The 337-nt window shown below is 43.3% G+C and carries 1 rRNA gene; it reads right to left on the bottom strand.

The features are described from left to right. Positions 1-243: 243 nt before the first annotated feature. A 16S ribosomal RNA gene (locus H5073_RS18120) occupies positions 244-337 on the bottom strand; the annotation flags it as partial.

Genomic DNA, 337 nt, shown 5'->3' on the forward strand with positions numbered 1-337 from the left:
GAGAACTCATATTCGTGTTTGCACACAAATATTATTTTTCGCACTAACTTAATCACACAAACGACAACGAATCATCATTTCTGCGCCTTTTAGTTAGTACTATCAGCTTTCCAAATTGTTAAAGAACAACACTTAACCGGCTCGCGGTGTGTTTCACTCTACCCTTCCAAAGAAGGTTAACAAGTAATCTGTGTGAACACTCAAGGTGATTTCTCACTTTCAGGTATGAGTTAGTCGTATAGGTAAGGAGGTGATCCAGCCCCAGGTTCCCCTAGGGCTACCTTGTTACGACTTCACCCCAGTCATGAACCACAAAGTGGTGAGCGTCCTCCCGAAG

Source organism: Shewanella sp. SR44-3 (assembly GCF_014163735.1).
Classification (GTDB): domain Bacteria; phylum Pseudomonadota; class Gammaproteobacteria; order Enterobacterales; family Shewanellaceae; genus Shewanella.